The sequence below is a fragment of the Bacillus tequilensis genome (genome assembly GCF_012225885.1).
GTDB lineage: Bacteria > Bacillota > Bacilli > Bacillales > Bacillaceae > Bacillus > Bacillus tequilensis.
In genome coordinates, this window is the sequence record NZ_CP048852.1 from 709727 (window position 1) to 726634 (window position 16908).

Below are 16908 nucleotides of genomic sequence, written 5' to 3' on the forward strand. Positions count from 1 at the left end.
AATTTTTTATAATCATAAATAATCTTCAATACAAAATTTTACTTCTTATATGGGGTCGTTGATTCTTCATCTTATAGTTTAAATGCTAGTGTATTTCTAAGTATAATACATTTAAATATTGGTTTAGTGCATGAGAGTATTTATTTCTGTTTCAAAGGTGAATTCTACTACTCTTAATTTATTGACCGACAGCACTCATCACAAGTGGAGTGTGTGACTGTGTTGGAACTTAGAAAAGGCTTAAGTTTCTTTGTTTTTCTTGATAATTTTATATTTAAAACTAATTTCGGATATATGCCATTCATAGTGAGGTCATCATTTGGTGGATTTCGAACAGGAGTTGATCAGCATCTTGAACATTGTTAAGATCAATGCGTTTACTCTTTTTTAAAAGTTATCCATATCGTTTATTATTGCAGATAAGTCATTTAGATTGTCTTGTTGTTCTTTGAAGTGTTCAACAGAAAGTATATTTGTTTGACCGTGGCTATTTTTCTTTTCTAAGAGATTTACAATTTCTCTTAATTGGTTATACATCGCTTCCACCAATCTTTTTTTTAAGTCTTTTATTTTGTTTAATTCATAGTGGCAGTGATAATCATAAACTTTATCCATCGATTTAAAAAATGCCAGAGCCTCTGTTAGTAAAGTACTGAAACATGCTTGTTTAGGCAATACAATTTTTTTTGTGTTTCAATATGAAAAAGCATTAAATCGGTTGAGATTGTTTTCATATGTAGTTTTAAAGGCTGATCTGGAAAATAAGTTTCTCCTTCGCCTTTATTTAAAACCTCTTCCATTACATTCAGTAAGTAAGCCTATAATTGATCGACTAACTAGGTCTCAATGTATAACATCCAGCAAATATTGATCCCCGTATTTGAATTGAATGGCTCCGTCTATATAGTTGAAATCAAGATCTAGTTTTTATTTCTCTTAGTTCATGGAAATGATCAATAGGTATAAAATAAGTATCGATCTTGTTAGGCAAATCAGATAAATCGGTTATGAGTTTGTTTGGTTTACATATGAGAGTTTCAACGTAAAACATACTATCACCTTGTAATCACATTCTTCAGAAAAGAAGACGCAGCCTAAGCTGCGTCTTGTCCTTACCCAAGCGTTCCGTTTTCTGCAATCGTTATTTCTTTGTCAAAGATGGCTTTGTCTGCTAGGGAGTTCGTTGAATCGTTTGCAGCTTTGCTTGTCATGTTTCTGGATGCCACATTTACTTCATTTCCTAAGGAAGAACTGATAAAGCTTACACCGATCAAAGCAACTACAGCGCACAACGTCAGTTTAAATTTCATACAAACAATCCCCTCTCTGAATTTGTTTGCGGGCATGAACCATCTTTTTGAAACAAATAACAGAATCATCCATCTGCCCAATTTCAGTATAAAACTTTGCGGCTAATAATGCCAACTCTTCCATATAAGGATATCCCTGGGATGTCTCTAATTTGTTGAAAACATTTAATAAAATGGACGCCTCTCCTTTTTTGATAAACAGCGCTTGCAACCCTTCAAACATAATTTTAAATAGGCCATCGCCGAATTTACATGCGAAGCGTACGCCTTTCCTGAAACAATCCATTGCCTGGTCTTGTTTACGTTGTAGAAAATAAATTAAGGCTAAATCGTGGTAAGCTTGTGTCAAGTTGTTGAAATTTGATTTTTTGAATTGTAGTATCGATTTCTCCATGTATTTGGCTGCTTTCGTCAATTCGCTCATTTTAAGATAACAATTTCCGATATTGAATAAAGCTTGTCCGTAAATCCGCTTGTTTTTGCTTTCAAGCAGCCGTGCGCCTTTGAGTGCCTGTTCAAGGTGAGGGAGCGCCTTTTCATGACTTTCTAGATCATCGTAGTTTCCTGCGATCACAAAATGGCATTGTATGCGGCGGACTGAGTAAAGGTCGTGCGTTTTATAAATGTTATACGCCTGGGAAGAATAGTGCATGGATACGTGGGTTTGTTTCATATGATAAAACACTTCAGCCATTTTAAAATAAAATTCCGCCCGCTCAATTTCATCTGAAATATAGGGAATTGTGTTTTCCGCTTTTTGATAGAATGTAATGGCACTTAAGAAATTGCCCTCTTTGAATTCATACATCCCTTGAAAAAAGTAATAGTAGTATTCAACGAGTTTCTCCATCTTCCTGTTGCTGCCTTCAATTCTCTTTAAATATTGTGATAACTCCATTTGGTTTCCTTCAGATGGAATCACATAGTCAATCATAAGCTGATGGCGAAATGCAATGAGCTGATAGTAAATCAAGAGGTCTTGGTCTTCTTCCATGATGTCAATGTCCCGTTCGATCTCAGCTTTAAGCATTTCAGCGTCAGTCACATTAAACTTTTGAATATGCCGGTTCCACTCATTAATTTTCATCCCAACGTGCGGAGACGAAATCGTGCCCAAACTCCTCACCCTTCCTCTTCTCACTAATTATGTAAATTTTATCAATACAGAAATTTAATAGGAAGGGGTTGAGAGACCGCAAAAAAAATTTTCGGTGTGATCCGCAAAAGGCAGTTTGGGTGTTTCGCGTTATATTTGGTGTTGTGGAGGTTAGAGTGATCTCAATTTCTGAATTTTGGATTGCGGTTATTACGACTGAGCAGTTTTGTCATACTCTTTTAGTAGTTTTTCTGTCTTATGCATTTCTTTGAGCATAGGATTCATGTAGTCGTTAGCTGATTCTAGATATGCTCTTGTCAGAGTATCTAGTTTATTTTTAACTTTAGAGAGGTCTTCTTCGAATTGTTCCTCTGTTGAATGTTGGATAAATTCTTTTGTCTCTTCGTATCTTTTCAATATGTTTTTCACCATTGGAGTTGGATTCTTTGGATTGTTTGTTTTTATTGCTGTGATTGTTAAATTAATTTGTTTTATTAATTTTTTTCTTACTGTCAAGGTGATGCTCCTTTTATAAAGTGAGATGAGATAAAAATAAAGCCCTCAAGTAAGAGGGCTTTAGAAAGGATACCAAATTACTACATTAAATTTTGAATTCATTTTCATCAATACCAAATTCAAACGCAATCAGTGTTTCGTTAACGTTTTCAGCTATGCTTTTGTATAATGCATTCAGTTCATTCACCAAAAAAGACTCATCTTCCAGCATTGCTACTCTGGACAAAGCTCTAGCAAATCATGAAATAATGCCAGTTCTACCGTGACTTGGGGACCGAATAAAGGCTCTGGGTTTATATCAAGATTACAAATGACTTCGTTCATTTCTGGATAATTAAGAGCGTTGTATCCCATTTCTTTTAAGATTTGATTCAGTTTTGTGTCTAGTTTCTTTTGAGACATAGAATAAGATTGTGTACTGAAACCATCTAACACGGGAGCTGCTCTTTCGGGATCAACATTTTCTATTGTGAATTGGTGCTGCAGGTAATAAACAGGAGCCAGTTTTGAAATTATAAGTTTACTGGTATAGTCTACATGAAACTCATTCTTCTCATATTTAGGAAATTCAAACTGAAAGGCAGCTGAAGGCCATATTTCACCCATGCTTATATTCTCAAATTGTATCTTCATTGTTTTTACAAATGACTTTATTTCTTTTGGTAGTGTTATAGGTTGTTTGCATAATGATAGATAATTGTCTTGAGAAAGGTTAGCCTCATTATAGAGTTTACTAATTGTATTTATAATCAATATATTCATATAGAAAACCTCTGAAATTTCTTTATTTTAGATTGGTTTATAAAAAATAGCTCAGCAGAATAGGGCTGAGCCATTTTTTAATTATAGACCGAGGTAGCTAATTACAAATTCTTTATCATCGTCATCTTCAGGCAATATACCAAGGTTTTTATATTCCCATATTGCGATTCTTTCATATCCATCTAATTCTGATGCTAAAATATCATCATAATTATAATCTAATTGGAATTCTCCGCTACGATCCAATGTTAGTGTAAGGTTAGTCCAAACATCATCGTTATTATTTCTGTGTTCAGTTCTTAATTCTTCAAAAAGTTCTCTTAATTCTCTTAACAACGTCTTGAAAATATCCTTGCTTACGTTGTAATGGTTAGGTATATCTTGTGAATAAATAATTTGATTATTTTCTGGTGTTCTGAAGTGAAAAAGAACCATTGTGGAATCATCTAATACTTCTGCATAAAGATATGTTTTTGTCCATTCACAAGGTATGATGTCATTTAATTTCTGACTAATAAGCTGATACAAATTTTGCATTTTTTTAGTTTTCAATCTTTTCACCTTCAATCGTCGAGAAATCTTAGTTATCAAAAATAGCCCAGCAGAGAAGGGCTATTTTTGATTTATAGACCGAAGTAGTTTATTACAAATTCTTTATCGTCCTCTTCTTGAGGCAATATCCCTAAATTTTGATATTTCCAAATATCTCGTCTTTGAAGGTCATCAAGTTCCGAGGATAAAACATCATCATAATTATAATCAATTGAAAACTTTCCGGTGTTTTCTAATTTTAAAGTGAGATTAGTCCAAATATCTTGGTTGCCTAGTTTAAATTCTTCTTTTAGTTCTTCAAATAGCTCTTGAAGTTCAATCAGCAGTTGATCGTAAATCTCTTCGCTTACATTAAATTGTTCAGGTATATAATGAGAATATAAGTAATCACTATTATTTGGTGTTGTAAAATAAAAGTATATATCTGCTGAGTCATCAAGTATTTCAGCATATAAAACGATCTTTTCCCATTGAGATGGAATCATTTCATTTAGATGTTCAGCAATCTTTTGATATAGTTGTTCTATTTTTTCAGTTTCCATTGATGATCCTCTACCTTTGAATTGTAGATGGCATTATTTAATATTTAGATAATCCTTAACAAATTCTTTGTCCTCTTCGTCTTCAGGGAAAATCCCCAAGTTATTGAACTCCCAAATCATTTGTCTTTCGTATTCGTCCAAATCAGATTCAATAACATCTTCATAATCATAATTAATTGAGAACGTTCCAGTGCTTTCAAGCTTCAGGGTCAAATTTGTCCATGCTTCGGGATTATTTTCTTTAAATTCATTGTGTAACTGTTTAAATAACTCTTGAAGATCTAATAATAGTTCTGTATAAATTTTTTTACTAACTAGAAATTGTTCTGGAATGTCGTGAGAGTATATATATTCATCGTTTTCTGGTGTTTGAAAGAAAAAATACACTTCTCTGGAGCCGTCTAATATTTCTGCATAAAGAACAACTTTGCTCCATTCGGAAGGGATCATATCATTAATTTGTTCTGCTATCTTTTGATATAGAACTTCCATCTTTTTTGTTTCCATTAGATTAACCCCCCGGTTTATTTTCTATAGTAACTTGTCTCGCTCTACGATTACCTATCTTATATTCAACATTAAATAATACAGGTCTTAGTGAATCTCCCTGATAAACGGGTTCTATATTAACTTTTACTTGCTTAGGAGGTTGTCCGTTTAATGCCTTTGACCACACTTGCTCCATTTTGTACCATTTCCCGCCGCTTCTATTAATCTGAGAATTCATCGGCACGATATTGTCAAACTGGCCTGAGCCTTTGAATTGGGTGGCGATTAAATGGCCGCCGTCATCGTCAGGCTTTCGGTCCTGAGGCTTTCCAGCATTCGTCTGTGCATATTGGTTTCGTTTTGCTTCTCCTAGCTGCAAGTCTGCTTTGACACTTGTAATTCTACCATAGCTGTCAGTCGTGTACGTGTAGCCTTCTTTTGTTTTATAAACGATATTCGGCTTCAGCACTTTCTTTCTGCTCCATCTTGCGTAATGCTCGCCGTATTTAACGGTTACCGGCGGTACAACTGGCGCTGGAGTTCGTCTTCCGCTTGATGACGTTCCGTACGGTTTCGGCAGGATGATCTTGGCGAATTTCTGAAGTCCTTCTTTAAGCGTGACCCCGTTGACTGCGTTGTAAGGAACGCCTGCCGGCACTAAATCGTGACGGGGATGATAGGGGAGAATATCCGCAAGTGTGAGATCTCCGATTTGATTTAATTTGGTTTTGACGTGTTTTTTTGATACTTCTATGCCTGTGTTTGCTTTTTGTTTGATGTGATCAACGGTTTGTTTTGAGACCGTTATGGCTTTTTGAGCTGTTGCTGATTTGCTTGCCGCTGTTTTGACTTTGGCCGTCACTTTGGCGGCTGTGCCAGTTTTTGAGACGGCTCCTACGCCTTTTGTGCCGACAATTGATGTGACAACAGTGCCAACCGCATATGAAACCCACCTTGCTCGTGAGTAGGTGTCACCATTCACCATGTCTTTTTGGTATGATTCTTCGATTGCCGCTGAAATGGCTTCATACGTTTTAATCGGGTGAGCCACAGCTCCTGTAATGGCTTCAACGGTTCCGCCCGGATCTGTGACCATATCCCACAGGCCTGTGACCGCATCCTTTCCGGAATCATAAAGGCCGACGGCAACCCCTTTGAAGCCTGCTTCAAGTTCACGCGTGTTTTCAATTTGGGTGAAGTATCTTTGCTGTTCTGCTGTTAGATTGTCATAGCCGATCGTTTTTGCCATTTCGTAGAATTCATCGGCATCCGCATAATCGTAGTTTTTCAGTCTTTCTTTTAATTTTTCAATCTCGCGTTCCTTCGCTTCCTCTTTCTTAACCTTCAAGTAAGCCTCAGTCCGCTTTTCAATGTCGCCTTTTTTCTTATGTATGTCGCTCTCACGGTACGCTTTGGCGTTGTAGTGGATGGGTGTGGCGTTTTTGCCTTTGCCCGTTGCTTCTTGGAGCCTTTGAAAGTCGGATTTGATGAATTGTTCGTTTGGTTCTGACAGGGCGTATTCTGTCTTTAGGTCTTCGTCTAAGGCGTCCAATTTTTCCAGTGTTTTTTTGCGTTTGTCGTTGGCATCGGCCAGCTCGTCTTTGAAGGTTTCTGTTGAAAACAGGTCGAGCGGGAGGATGTCGTCGATGTCGTTCAGGATGTCTTTCATTGCTTTTTTCTGTTCGGACATGATGGATTTTGATTTTTGATGGGCATTTGCCAGTTCGTGCTCCAGGAAGGATTCTTCGATGTATGCGTCTGAGAGGCCTTTGTCCTCGGCGGCTCCGGCGATGCTGTTGAAGAATGCGATTTTCATGTCAATGTAGTCGATCCATTGGTCGGTGACGCCTACATGGTCGTGGTAGAAGGCTTTGATGTTGCTGGCGCCTTTTCCTGAGAATTCGCTGTCACTGAGATCAGCGACGCTTTTTAACGCTTTTTTCAAGTTGACGATTTGCGTTCTTAGTTCTTTATACTCTTTTGCACGGTCTGTCGCTTCCGAAAGCAGTGTCTTCGCTTCAAATACTTTCATGACCATTTCCCTTCTTTTGTTCGCTCGATATCAAAATTTTACCACGGTGCGGGATGAGGGTGGGGGTCAGAACGTGTTCTGGTGGAAAAATGAGTCATTTGGCATGTGTCTAAGTGCACTGTTTTGATATGATGATAGAAGATCATGGCTATAGCTATCAAATGTGGGATGCCTTGCTGAACGAGATATACGGCGTGCTGCAAAAGCAGCTTTCCGCTTCAGACATGGCGGCTTTAAAAATTCAACAGCGTCAATGGATAAAGGATAGGGATGCTGCGGCCCAGAAACGATATGATGAGGAGGGCGGGGGTTCATTATCCCGAGTCGTCCAAACGGAAGAGCTTGCTAAACAGACGAAAGAGCGCTGTTACGGGCTGGTGAATTCGTATATGAAATAGAATGTCATGGGACCCTTGCGTAAAGGGTCTTTTTTGCGGAGAAAAACAAATTGACAGGATGAAAAAGCAATTTCTTCCTTTTGTATTGTTTTCAAAATTTGGGATTGATAGAATGTGACATATCTTACAGAAAAGGAGGGAAGCCGTTGAGTCAAGCTATACCGTCTTCGCGTGTTGGTGTTAAGATTAATGAATGGTACAAGATGATTCGTCAATTCAGTGTTCCGGATGCTGAGATTCTGAAAGCGGAGGTGGAGCAGGACATTCAGCAAATGGAAGAGGATCAGGATTTGCTGATCTATTATTCTCTGATGTGTTTTCGGCACCAGCTGATGCTGGATTATTTAGAGCCGGGACAAACATACGGGAATCGCCCTACAGTGACAGAGCTTCTAGAAACAATTGAAACTCCTCAGAAAAAACTCACAGGCCTTTTGAAATATTACTCTTTGTTTTTCCGCGGCATGTATGAATTTGAACAGAAAGAATATGTGGAAGCGATTGGGTTTTATCGCGAGGCGGAGAAAGAGCTGCCGTTTGTGTCAGATGAAATCGAGAAAGCGGAATTCCATTTTAAAGTGGCGGAAGCGTATTACCATATGAAGCAAAACCATGTGTCGATGTATCATATTCTTCAAGCCTTAGACATTTATCAAAAACATCCCCTATACAGCATTAGAACCATACAAAGCTTGTTTGTGATCGCCGGCAACTATGATGATTTCAAGCATTATGAAAAAGCGCGCCCGCATTTAGAAACTGCGCTGGAATTGGCAAAGGACATTCAAAACGACCGGTTTACCGCCATTTCCTTGTTGAACATTGCGAATAGTTATGACCGATCAGGAAATGATCAAATGGCTATACAATACTTCCAAAAAGCGGCGAAACTAAGCAGAGAAACGGTCACTGATCTGCTTCCGAAAGTCTTGTTTGGCTTAAGCTGGACCTTATGTAAAGCAGGCCAAACGCAAAAGGCGTTTCAGTTTATAGAAGAAGGATTAGGTCGTATTAGAACATATCCAAAAACGGGGTCTCGCCATTTTTATAAAAAATTGTATTTGTTCTTGCAGGCCGTCTATAAAGAGAGTATTGATGAATCCAAAATCTTTGATATGTTGGCCTATTTCGAAAAAAAGAACCTGCACGCTTACATTGAAGCGTGTGCCCGCAGTGCTGCCGCTGTTTTTGAAAGCCGCTGTCATTTTGAATACGCCGCTGTGTTTTATCGAAAAGTGCTGAAAGCCCAAGAAGATATTCAAAAAGGAGAGTGTTTATATGCTTATTAAGAAAAAAGTGATGATGGGTCTTGCTGTTGCTCTGCTGTTCGGAAGCATTTCGTTTCCATTCCTGACAAACTTCGGCGGCTTTAAGGAATCAACGGATCGAAACACGACGTATATTGATCATTCCCCTCACAAACTGAGTGATCAGAAAAAAGCCCTTAGCTAGGGCTTTTTTCTTGCTTTACGGAAGATGCAGCAATTCCTTCTATTTCTAACGCAAGACACTCGAAACAACCAAACCATTTAAGGTATAATGGATAAAGTGAATCACAATATACAGATTGATATATATGAAAGAGAGTGGAACATCATGGGCCGTAAGTGGAACAATATTAAAGAGAAGAAGGCGTCTAAGGACGCAAATACGAGTCGGATTTATGCAAAGTTTGGCCGTGAGATTTATGTGGCGGCGAAGCAGGGCGAGCCTGATCCGGAATCTAACCAGGCACTGAAGGTTGTGCTTGAGCGCGCGAAGACGTACAGTGTGCCGAAAAACATCATTGAACGTGCGATTGAGAAGGCGAAGGGCGGCGCGGAAGAGAATTTCGATGAACTCCGTTATGAGGGCTTCGGTCCGAACGGATCAATGATCATCGTTGATGCGCTGACGAATAATGTAAACCGTACGGCGCCGGAAGTGCGTGCGGCGTTCGGGAAAAACGGCGGAAACATGGGTGTGAGCGGATCAGTTGCTTACATGTTTGATGCGACGGCTGTTATCGGTGTGGATGGCAAAACAGCTGACGAAGCGCTTGAAATTCTGATGGAAGCGGATGTCGATGTCCGTGACATTTTAGAAGAGGATGACAGTGTGATCGTATATGCCGAGCCGGATCAATTCCACGCGGTGCAGGAGGCGTTTAAAAACGCAGGCGTTGAGGAATTCTCGGTTGCCGAGCTGACGATGCTTGCGCAAAGTGAAGTGACGCTTCCAGATGATGCGAAGGAACAGTTTGAAAAGCTGATTGACGCGTTAGAGGATTTGGAAGACGTTCAGCAGGTATACCACAACGTTGATTTAGGTGAATAAGAAATGAGCAGGCTGTTTTTACGGCCTGCTTTTTTTGTCCTTGAAATTGTATGAGCTTTATATGGGCAGCCGTCTATACGATCTGACAGTTATTTTCATATTCTGGACTGTAACCTACGTGAAGGAGAGAGTGAATATGACTGATACTGATACAAGACAGATCTACGGCGGACCTGGCTTTGGCGCTTTTCCGGGCTATGGCATCGGCGGACCTGGCTTTGGCGCTTTTCCGGGCTATGGCATCGGCCGTCCTGGATTTGGCATGTACGGAGGGCTAGGCTATCCGGGATCCGGCATGTATGGGGGTTTCCCAGGATCCGGCATGTATGGGGGTTTCCCGGGATCCGGCATGTATGGGGGTTTCCCAGGATCCGGCATGTATGGAGGTTTCCCGGGATCCGGCATGTATGGAGGTTTCCCGGGATCCGGCGGTTATCCAAGCGGCTATGCGGGCTCGCCGGGAACTGTAAGTTATCCGAGCATGCATCATGAGAACGTTGGACATCACCATCATCATCATGACGGCAAAGATAATTATCATCACCATCATCATGATGGCAACTACGGCCACCATCATCAGCATCACCACGACGGCAACTACGGCCATCACCACCATCATCATGACGGCAATTATGGGCATCACCACCATCATCATGACGGCAACTACGGCCACCATCACCACCATATGGGTCACTGGGGAAAAGACGGCCATAAATAAAAGCTGTTTAAAAAGGAACACTCTTGGTGACCAAGGGTGTTTTTTCTAATTATTATTGACTGATCAGTCTGGAAAGTAGTAATCTTTGTTTAAGGAGGTGATGATCATTTGGGAAGGAATAAAGAATTTGATACAGCGCTTGTTCTGCACAGAGCGATAGAGGTTTTTGGGAAATATGGCTACGAAGGCACGTCGCTTCAGGAGCTGCTTTCTCATTTAGGCATTGCGCGCCAAAGTTTGTATGATACGTATGGAACGAAGCGTGATTTGTTTCTTTCAGCTGTGAAAACGTATCTTGAGGGAAAAAACGCTGCCGTGATCGAAAGGCTTGAGGCGCCTGGATCTGTAAAGGAAGCCATTCATGCTATTTTTCAGGAAGGTGTCAATGTCCTTAAAGATCCGGAACGTGCGAAGGCGTGCTACATCATCAACAGCGCGATTGAACAGATCCCGCATGATCCTGAGCTTGCCCGGTATTTTGAAGGACAGTCCAAGCAGCTTGAGGACGCTTTTTATCAGGCGCTTTTAAGAGCGAGGGATCAAGGAGAATTGACTGGAGAAGGCACTGATATATCAGCGCTTGCCCGTTATTTGAATCAGAGCAGGCTGTCTCTGACGTTTGTCGCTAAAGTGACGGCTGATCTGGACCGGCTTCAGGAGCATGTTGACGTGAGCTTATCTGTACTTGACTAACTATTTTTGGGTAAAGAATGCTTTGCCTATCTATGCACTTTTCGGACTGAATGGTCTAAAATAAAATATGAGGTGATGATGAATGCAGATGAATGAATTTGAAATGGCATGTGACACATTGGGAAAGTTTATGGCGTATATGCTTGAGAAGGACATGAAGAGCTGGACGGAGCTTTGGGATGAGAATGCCGTATTTGAGTTTCCGTATGCGCCGGAGGGGTCACCGAAAAGAATAGAAGGAAAAGCGGCCATTTACAATTATATTAAGGATTATCCTAAGCAGATCCACCTTTCTTCAATTACGGCTCCGACAGTGTACCGGTCGGCTGATACGAATACGATCATTGCGGAGTTTCAATGTGACGGGCATGTGATTGAGACTGGGCGGCCTTATCGCCAAAGCTATATCAGTGTTATCGAAACAAAAGACGGCCGCATTATGCATTATAAGGATTATTGGAATCCGCTTGTTGTAAAAGAAGCATTTGGAGGATCATTTTTGCAAACAGAGGAGAGTGGAAAATAATGAAACAGAATGCGATTTTAATTACGGGCGGGACCGGCACAGTCGGCAGCCGAATTGCCAGCCGTTTACTAGATCTTGGGTACAGGGTGCGGGTTGCGAGCCGGAAAAAGGGGGAGCTTGCTGATGCTGAATATGTGTATTTTGATTGGAAGGACGCCTCCAGTTTTACGACTGCTTTGGAACAGGTGAAACAAATCTATCTTGTTGCCCCGGTTGGTGTGCTTGACCCTGCTCCTTATGTGCTTCCCTTTTTAAAGGAGGCAAAGCGTCTCGGTGCAACGCGTGTCGTGATGCAAAGTGCGTCTGTTGTCCCTGAGGATGGGCCTGTATTTGGCGCGCTTCATCAGGAAGTACGCGATTTTCCTGAATGGACGGTGCTCCGGCCTTCTTATTTTATGCAAAACTTCATCAATGTCCAGCATCGCATGTCTATTCAAACGGAGGGGCGCATCATCACGGCTTCGGGTGAAGGAAAACTTGGATTTATCGACGCTGATGACATCGCAGAAACTGCCGTGCGAGCTTTGATTGATGATGTCCCTCATCAAACACATCATATTCTGACAGGGCCCGAGGCGCTGAGCTATGCCGAAGCGGCGGAGATCATTGGAGCTGCGGCGGGACGCCGGGTGGAGCATGTCAGCATTTCTCGTTCCGAGCTGCAGCATAAAATGGAGGCAGGAGGTTTGCCGGCGGATTATGCCCACTTTATGGCGGAGCTGGATGAAGCGATCAGGTATGGTGCAGAGCATCGGGTAACAGATACTGTGAAGCGTGTGACAGGAAAAGAACCTCGTTCACTGACTGAGTTTGCGGCTGCTCATGCTGCATACTGGCAACGTTGATTTTATTTTGGACTGATTGATCTAGAAAGACCTTCGGCTTTGCCGAAGGTCTTCTTTTTATTGATTGAATTGAAAAAGTTTAGCCGCATTTTCAGTGCCGATTTTATATCGGTCTGTTTCACTGATTGGACATTGGTCAAACCAAGATGAGATTTCTTCCATCGTTTCATACGGGTAGTCGACTGAAAATAAGATGCGGTCTGAGCCGACTTCTAACAATGTATCAATTAAGGCTTGTGTTCTGAACACGCCGCTGGTCGTGAGATAAAAGTTGTTGCGAAGGTATTCAGTCGGCGCTTTCTTATGGTTTCCATGGGTTTCAGGACGCTGATGGCGGAGTCTGTGTTCAACCCGCGGCAATGTAAACGGCAGGCCCTCTCCCAAATGTCCGAGAATCACAGTCAAATCAGGATATTCGTCGAAAAGGCCGCTGAGCATCAGGCGGATGGCATGTGTAGCTGTTTCAAAACCGAAGCCCCATGCTGAGCCGAGGAGACCTTCGTAGCCTTCATAGATGCGCTGCTGATGCGGCAGCGGGATACGCGGATGCAGATAGACGGGAACCTGCAGCTGTGCGGCTTTTTCCCAGAAAGGGCGCACTTGAGGCTCGTCTAAATATTGGGCGGTGTGTTCGTCGCCGATGTTGCTGTATCCGTTGACCAAGGCACCCACAAAGCCGAGCTCGTTTACTGCCCGTTCGAGTTCCTTCGCGGCTTCTTCAGGATCTTGAAGCGGCACTGACGCAAATGCCTTAAAGCGGTCAGGATGCTTACAAACGAAGAATTCCGCAGCGTGATCATTCATTTGCTTTGCAAGTTTCACCGCTCTGTCAGGATCAGTAATGCCTTCGATACCAGGCTGTGTCAATGAGAGAATTGACGTTTGGATGCCGTTTCGATCCATGTCTTCAATCCGTTTCTCGAATTCCTGCAATCGTGTTTGAACAGCGCTGAAATACTCATCGTCAGTAAAATTGTGGCTTCCTGTAGCCGGAAAGTCAGGAGATTCCCAATGCTCTTCTAATGCGATTTTTCCTTTCATGCAAAAGACTCCTCTCTTTATATAGCTTGTGAGCTCAGATGGAGTGCACTCATTTTAAGGAACGAAGCTTCGTTTAGGTCATTATTAAACATTATGTTCATTACTTTACATCATGTACAGGATGTACGTTCATGGTACAGTAGATTTTGAGAATAGGTCAATAAACAGAGAGCGCCCAAATGTATAGAAATAGACACATACGAATGATTTGTCCATAAGAAAATGAAAGTTAGACAGGGAGGAAAAAAATGTCTAAAAAGCATAAAGTTGATCCGAGAATCAGACGAACAAACAAATATTTAAGAGATGCTTTAATCACCCTTCTGAAAGAAAAAGACGCCAACTCGATAACGATTCAGGAAATTACGGAAAAAGCGGATCTGACCCGCGGCACCTTTTATTTGCATTACCAGGATAAACAGGATTTTCTGTTTCAAAGCATGACCGAGGTTCTCGATGATTTGATTCGGCAGGTAAAGCCGGAAACACCGGCCGAACCGGTCAGTATTGATGAGGATCATCCGCCTGTATCTTTTGTAAAGCTTTTTGAGTACATCCATGAACATGCCGAATACTTCCAAGTCATGCTGAGCGACAGAGGGCTGCCGCAATTCAGAAGCCTTATGACGGAGTTCGTTCAAAAACGAATTTACGAGGAATTGCTCTCATCGATTGAGGAATCTGAGAGCATGCTCCAGGTGCCGAAAGAGATACTCGTCAGCTATATCACGTCCGCTCATATCGGTGTGATTTGTTCCTGGCTGGAGAGCGGCATGAAGTACAGCCCGTTGTTTATGGCGAATCAATTAACACGTTTAACGCTGCTGGGCCCGCTCCGTATCGCGGGGATCGAGGAACAGGTGAAGCTTCCTTATTAAAGTTTCAGTCATAATCATGGTTCCGGCTTCATACCTATTAAGGTCATTGCTTTTGAGAAAGGAGGAGCCGGAATGAAGGATATGCAGCCGTTTACGCCTGTCAAATCATACACACCCTTTCACAGCCGTTTTGATCCCTGCCCGCCCATAGGAAAGAAATTTTACAGAACGCCGCCCAATCTCTATATGACCTTTCAGCCTGAGCATATGGAGCAGTTTTCGCCGATGGAGGCTTTGAGGAAAGGCACCCTTTGGAAGGATCTCTATGATTTTTATGAAAACCCTTATCGAGGGGGAGACGTATATGGCAAAAAAGGTTGATGACGAATATTACCGACAGCTTGAACAAATCCAGGCCGCTGATTTTGTGCTTGTTGAGCTGAGCCTTTATTTAAATACACATCCTCATGATGAAGATGCGCTGAAGCAATTCAATCAATATTCCGGCTATTCAAGGCACTTAAAAAGACAGTTCGAATCCTCTTACGGGCCGCTTTTTCAGTTCGGCACAAGTCCTGCGGGAGAGGATTGGAATTGGGGTAAAGGGCCTTGGCCGTGGCAAGTATAAGGAGGTATGCCTGAATGTGGGTGTATGAAAAGAAGCTGCAATACCCTGTCAAAGTCAGTACGTGCAATCCGACGCTGGCGAAGTATCTGATTGAGCAGTATGGCGGAGCGGACGGCGAGCTGGCCGCGGCGCTCCGGTATTTGAACCAGCGTTATACGATTCCTGATAAGGTCATCGGACTTTTAACGGATATCGGCACGGAGGAATTCGCCCATTTGGAAATGATTGCGACTATGGTCTATAAGTTAACGAAAGACGCCACGCCTGAGCAGCTGCGTGAAGCGGGGCTTGGCGATCACTACGCCAATCATGATGGCGCGCTTTTTTATCACAACGCGGCTGGGGTTCCGTTTACTGCGAGCTATATTCAGGCGAAGGGCGACCCGATTGCCGATTTATACGAAGACATTGCGGCAGAAGAAAAAGCGCGGGCGACGTATCAATGGCTGATTGATATCTCGGATGACCCTGACTTGAACGATTCTCTGCGTTTTTTGCGCGAGCGTGAAATTGTGCACTCCATGCGCTTCAGAGAAGCGGTTGAGATTTTAAAAGAAGAGCGGGATAAAAAGAAAATTTTCTAATGGGCAGATTGGCCTCTCTTTCTACACCCTTTTACATACAGAGAAAATGGTCTGTTTTTGCTGTTTGGTCTGCATTATAATCAAGGTGTGTGCAAGCTTATTTTTGATTGGGAGGCCTTTATGTCATCTTTTACGATTACGAATGAAATGCTGACTGACGGAATTCGCGCGTGTCCGGCCGTGTATGAGGATGCAGAAGCGATTACGGGATTGCTTGTCCGAACAGCTGAATGGCTGCGGTACCGAGGTTCAACACAATGGAGCGGACTGCTGGAAGGCCAGGATACACATGATATTACGGGTTCGATTGAAAGCGGACATGTGTTTGTGTTTAAAAAAGATGAAGAGCTTGCGGCTGTCGTGATGCTCTTGACGGAACCAAGCGAGTGGGACCGAAAGCTTTGGGGAGAGGATGGCCATGGGGAGTCCGTGTATTTGCACCGTCTCGCGGTCAGCCGCCGGTTTGCTGGGCAGGGGCTTGGCGCGCGCGTTCTTCAATGGGCAGAGACGGGTATACACTTTCCGGAGAAAACACGTATCCGGCTTGACTGTGTCGCTGATAATGACGCGTTGCACTCCTTTTATCGACGTATGGGATATGAATTCATGGGTGCTGATGCATCCGGATATCATTTGTTTGAGAAGGAGATTTCGGCAGAATAAGCGTCCTTTGCAGGAGGCTTTTTTGTCTTTTTTAGAAAAGGGAGGGCTGTCGATGTGGCCAATTATATTTGCAACAGGGATCGTCACGGCTTGTCTGTTCGCTGGCGTATCTGTTTTTTTACGGAAGAAGCTTCCTAGCAGGAGATGGCCGGAATGGATGTTGGCCGGGCTGGTTGTCCTTGGTGCGCTTGCGATCTGGTACAGCCTCGTGTATGTACGCGGCTGGGAGGGGGCTGGGCTCGGAATGCTCGGATTCAATGTTATTTGCGGAGCGGCTGCGGGATATTTGATCGGAAGGGCCATTCTGCCATACATAAAAAAGTAAGGCGTGAGGCTGTCTCTCAGGATGTCGAATGTTTCGCAGAGCGGCAGGGATTTT

General features: G+C 42.5%; 24 protein-coding genes. 14 read left to right on the top strand and 10 right to left on the bottom strand.

Annotated elements, in window-relative coordinates; all coding sequences use genetic code 11:
- Window positions 1–387: 387 nt before the first annotated feature.
- The 9 genes from G4P54_RS21210 to yeeF form a co-directional block, all read right to left on the bottom strand.
- Entirely contained in the window at window positions 388–615 is a 228-nt protein-coding gene (locus G4P54_RS21210) for a hypothetical protein (protein WP_240939734.1), read from the bottom strand.
- A 497-nt stretch (window positions 616–1112) separates the two neighbouring features.
- Window positions 1113–1310 (bottom strand): hypothetical protein, encoded by a 198-nt coding sequence (locus G4P54_RS03690; protein ID WP_167871805.1) that lies wholly within the window; start codon window positions 1308–1310, stop codon window positions 1113–1115.
- Window positions 1300–2427 carry a response regulator aspartate phosphatase gene (locus G4P54_RS03695; protein ID WP_167871806.1) on the bottom strand — a complete coding sequence of 376 codons (1128 nt, stop codon included), beginning with the start codon at window positions 2425–2427 and terminating at the stop codon, window positions 1300–1302. The genes G4P54_RS03690 and G4P54_RS03695 overlap by 11 nt, the downstream gene beginning before the upstream one ends.
- 189 nt (window positions 2428–2616) lie before the next feature.
- Window positions 2617–2922, bottom strand: coding sequence for a hypothetical protein (locus tag G4P54_RS03700; protein ID WP_167871807.1), 306 nt, complete (start codon window positions 2920–2922; stop codon window positions 2617–2619).
- A gap of 213 nt (window positions 2923–3135) precedes the next feature.
- Complete coding sequence (locus tag G4P54_RS21215) at window positions 3136–3684, bottom strand: hypothetical protein (RefSeq protein WP_240939736.1); 549 nt, start codon at window positions 3682–3684, stop codon at window positions 3136–3138.
- A gap of 81 nt (window positions 3685–3765) precedes the next feature.
- Window positions 3766–4236 carry a TIGR01741 family protein gene (locus G4P54_RS03710; protein WP_277348598.1) on the bottom strand — a complete coding sequence of 157 codons (471 nt, stop codon included), beginning with the start codon at window positions 4234–4236 and terminating at the stop codon, window positions 3766–3768.
- A gap of 71 nt (window positions 4237–4307) precedes the next feature.
- Window positions 4308–4778 carry a TIGR01741 family protein gene (locus tag G4P54_RS03715; RefSeq protein WP_167871808.1) on the bottom strand — a complete coding sequence of 157 codons (471 nt, stop codon included), beginning with the start codon at window positions 4776–4778 and terminating at the stop codon, window positions 4308–4310.
- 33 nt (window positions 4779–4811) lie between these two features.
- On the bottom strand, window positions 4812–5285 hold the full coding sequence (locus G4P54_RS03720) for an antitoxin YezG family protein (protein ID WP_167871809.1): 474 nt from the start codon (window positions 5283–5285) through the stop codon (window positions 4812–4814).
- Between the two features lie 4 nt (window positions 5286–5289).
- A complete protein-coding gene (gene yeeF, locus G4P54_RS03725; protein WP_167871810.1) occupies window positions 5290–7299 on the bottom strand; it encodes an LXG family T7SS effector deoxyribonuclease toxin YeeF in 2010 nt (669 codons plus the stop codon).
- 128 nt (window positions 7300–7427) lie between these two features.
- Between yeeF and G4P54_RS03730 the strand changes: the two genes are divergently transcribed.
- From G4P54_RS03730 to G4P54_RS03765, 8 genes are all read left to right on the top strand, one after another.
- On the top strand, window positions 7428–7697 hold the full coding sequence (locus G4P54_RS03730) for a lysozyme inhibitor LprI family protein (protein ID WP_240939738.1): 270 nt from the start codon (window positions 7428–7430) through the stop codon (window positions 7695–7697).
- Window positions 7698–7843: 146 nt separating this feature from the next.
- A complete protein-coding gene (rapH, locus tag G4P54_RS03735; RefSeq protein ID WP_167871811.1) occupies window positions 7844–8986 on the top strand; it encodes a response regulator aspartate phosphatase RapH in 1143 nt (380 codons plus the stop codon).
- Entirely contained in the window at window positions 8976–9149 is a 174-nt protein-coding gene (gene phrH, locus G4P54_RS03740) for a phosphatase RapH inhibitor PhrH (RefSeq protein ID WP_167871812.1), read from the top strand. Before rapH ends, phrH begins: the two co-directional genes overlap by 11 nt.
- A gap of 144 nt (window positions 9150–9293) precedes the next feature.
- On the top strand, window positions 9294–10013 hold the full coding sequence (locus G4P54_RS03745; RefSeq protein ID WP_024715812.1) for a YebC/PmpR family DNA-binding transcriptional regulator: 720 nt from the start codon (window positions 9294–9296) through the stop codon (window positions 10011–10013).
- Between the two features lie 136 nt (window positions 10014–10149).
- The gene (locus tag G4P54_RS03750; RefSeq protein WP_167871813.1) at window positions 10150–10731 is read left to right on the top strand and encodes a spore coat protein; all 582 of its coding nucleotides are present in this window, start codon (window positions 10150–10152) and stop codon (window positions 10729–10731) included.
- A 108-nt stretch (window positions 10732–10839) separates the two neighbouring features.
- The gene (locus G4P54_RS03755) at window positions 10840–11424 is read left to right on the top strand and encodes a TetR/AcrR family transcriptional regulator (protein ID WP_167871814.1); all 585 of its coding nucleotides are present in this window, start codon (window positions 10840–10842) and stop codon (window positions 11422–11424) included.
- 82 nt (window positions 11425–11506) lie between these two features.
- A complete protein-coding gene (locus tag G4P54_RS03760; RefSeq protein ID WP_167871815.1) occupies window positions 11507–11950 on the top strand; it encodes a nuclear transport factor 2 family protein in 444 nt (147 codons plus the stop codon).
- Window positions 11947–12795 carry an NmrA family NAD(P)-binding protein gene (locus G4P54_RS03765; RefSeq protein WP_167873819.1) on the top strand — a complete coding sequence of 283 codons (849 nt, stop codon included), beginning with the start codon at window positions 11947–11949 and terminating at the stop codon, window positions 12793–12795. The genes G4P54_RS03760 and G4P54_RS03765 overlap by 4 nt, the downstream gene beginning before the upstream one ends.
- 57 nt (window positions 12796–12852) lie before the next feature.
- On the opposite strand, the gene G4P54_RS03770 is transcribed toward G4P54_RS03765, so the two are convergent.
- Window positions 12853–13836, bottom strand: coding sequence for an amidohydrolase family protein (locus G4P54_RS03770; RefSeq protein WP_167871816.1), 984 nt, complete (start codon window positions 13834–13836; stop codon window positions 12853–12855).
- Between the two features lie 248 nt (window positions 13837–14084).
- On the opposite strand from G4P54_RS03770, the gene G4P54_RS03775 reads away from it, so the two are divergent.
- The 6 genes from G4P54_RS03775 to G4P54_RS03800 all read left to right on the top strand — a co-directional run bounded on the left by G4P54_RS03775 (window position 14085) and on the right by G4P54_RS03800 (window position 16854).
- Complete coding sequence (locus G4P54_RS03775; protein ID WP_024715806.1) at window positions 14085–14714, top strand: TetR/AcrR family transcriptional regulator; 630 nt, start codon at window positions 14085–14087, stop codon at window positions 14712–14714.
- Window positions 14715–14786: 72 nt separating this feature from the next.
- Window positions 14787–15035, top strand: coding sequence for a spore coat-associated protein CotJA (gene cotJA, locus G4P54_RS03780; RefSeq protein ID WP_024715805.1), 249 nt, complete (start codon window positions 14787–14789; stop codon window positions 15033–15035).
- Entirely contained in the window at window positions 15019–15282 is a 264-nt protein-coding gene (gene cotJB / locus G4P54_RS03785) for a spore coat protein CotJB (RefSeq protein ID WP_024715804.1), read from the top strand. Before cotJA ends, cotJB begins: the two co-directional genes overlap by 17 nt.
- Window positions 15283–15296: 14 nt before the next feature.
- Entirely contained in the window at window positions 15297–15866 is a 570-nt protein-coding gene (gene cotJC, locus G4P54_RS03790) for a spore coat protein CotJC (protein WP_003219494.1), read from the top strand.
- A gap of 120 nt (window positions 15867–15986) precedes the next feature.
- Entirely contained in the window at window positions 15987–16529 is a 543-nt protein-coding gene (locus G4P54_RS03795; RefSeq protein WP_167871817.1) for a GNAT family N-acetyltransferase, read from the top strand.
- A gap of 52 nt (window positions 16530–16581) precedes the next feature.
- Window positions 16582–16854 (top strand): YesK-like family protein, encoded by a 273-nt coding sequence (locus G4P54_RS03800; RefSeq protein WP_167871818.1) that lies wholly within the window; start codon window positions 16582–16584, stop codon window positions 16852–16854.
- The last annotated feature ends 54 nt before the right edge of the window (window positions 16855–16908 follow it).

Bases quoted from the DNA above. Each gene is read 5' to 3' on its own strand.
- G4P54_RS21210 (WP_240939734.1), bottom strand. From the start codon at position 615: ATGGATAAAGTTTATGATTATCACTGCCACTATGAATTAAACAAAATA.
- G4P54_RS03690 (WP_167871805.1), bottom strand. From the start codon at position 1,310: ATGAAATTTAAACTGACGTTGTGCGCTGTAGTTGCTTTGATCGGTGTA.
- G4P54_RS21215 (WP_240939736.1), bottom strand. From the start codon at position 3,684: ATGAATATATTGATTATAAATACAATTAGTAAACTCTATAATGAGGCT.
- G4P54_RS03715 (WP_167871808.1), bottom strand. From the start codon at position 4,778: ATGGAAACTGAAAAAATAGAACAACTATATCAAAAGATTGCTGAACAT.
- G4P54_RS03720 (WP_167871809.1), bottom strand. From the start codon at position 5,285: ATGGAAACAAAAAAGATGGAAGTTCTATATCAAAAGATAGCAGAACAA.
- yeeF (WP_167871810.1), bottom strand. From the start codon at position 7,299: ATGAAAGTATTTGAAGCGAAGACACTGCTTTCGGAAGCGACAGACCGT.
- G4P54_RS03730 (WP_240939738.1), top strand. From the start codon at position 7,428: ATGATGATAGAAGATCATGGCTATAGCTATCAAATGTGGGATGCCTTG.
- phrH (WP_167871812.1), top strand. From the start codon at position 8,976: ATGCTTATTAAGAAAAAAGTGATGATGGGTCTTGCTGTTGCTCTGCTG.
- G4P54_RS03745 (WP_024715812.1), top strand. From the start codon at position 9,294: ATGGGCCGTAAGTGGAACAATATTAAAGAGAAGAAGGCGTCTAAGGAC.
- G4P54_RS03750 (WP_167871813.1), top strand. From the start codon at position 10,150: ATGACTGATACTGATACAAGACAGATCTACGGCGGACCTGGCTTTGGC.
- G4P54_RS03760 (WP_167871815.1), top strand. From the start codon at position 11,507: ATGCAGATGAATGAATTTGAAATGGCATGTGACACATTGGGAAAGTTT.
- G4P54_RS03770 (WP_167871816.1), bottom strand. From the start codon at position 13,836: ATGAAAGGAAAAATCGCATTAGAAGAGCATTGGGAATCTCCTGACTTT.
- G4P54_RS03775 (WP_024715806.1), top strand. From the start codon at position 14,085: ATGTCTAAAAAGCATAAAGTTGATCCGAGAATCAGACGAACAAACAAA.
- cotJA (WP_024715805.1), top strand. From the start codon at position 14,787: ATGAAGGATATGCAGCCGTTTACGCCTGTCAAATCATACACACCCTTT.
- cotJB (WP_024715804.1), top strand. From the start codon at position 15,019: ATGGCAAAAAAGGTTGATGACGAATATTACCGACAGCTTGAACAAATC.
- cotJC (WP_003219494.1), top strand. From the start codon at position 15,297: ATGTGGGTGTATGAAAAGAAGCTGCAATACCCTGTCAAAGTCAGTACG.
- G4P54_RS03795 (WP_167871817.1), top strand. From the start codon at position 15,987: ATGTCATCTTTTACGATTACGAATGAAATGCTGACTGACGGAATTCGC.
- G4P54_RS03800 (WP_167871818.1), top strand. From the start codon at position 16,582: ATGTGGCCAATTATATTTGCAACAGGGATCGTCACGGCTTGTCTGTTC.